Here is a 321-nt window from a genome sequence, read left to right on the forward strand (position 1 = left end):
TGTCTCATGAATATATTTTTTGGGAAACTTTGTATTTAGTGCTGAATAGTTACATAAAATTTACCTTGAGGGCTTAGACACCGATGAAATGTTCGATAGGGAGATGGCGATTGTGCTAAAAAATATTCGCTATTTACTGGTCTTTGCCAAGGTTGTGGAAACAGGCTCCTTTCGCGCCACGGCAGCGCATCTGGATATTTCGGTAGCCAGTGCCAGTTTATATATTTCTAAGCTGGAAGAAAGTTTGGGTGTTGCGCTTCTATATCGTCAATACTTCGGACAGTTTTAGGGGCGAAATAGGTAGGAACCACGGCCAGATAC

The 321-nt window shown here is 42.1% G+C and carries 1 protein-coding gene; it reads left to right on the forward strand.

What is annotated here, in order from left to right; all coding sequences use genetic code 11:
- Positions 1-112: 112 nt before the first annotated feature.
- Entirely contained in the window at positions 113-289 is a 177-nt protein-coding gene (locus tag MO867_RS22855) for a helix-turn-helix domain-containing protein (protein WP_252473429.1), read from the forward strand.
- Positions 290-321 lie beyond the last annotated feature (32 nt).

The organism is Microbulbifer okhotskensis (assembly GCF_023895975.1).
GTDB lineage: Bacteria > Pseudomonadota > Gammaproteobacteria > Pseudomonadales > Cellvibrionaceae > Microbulbifer > Microbulbifer okhotskensis.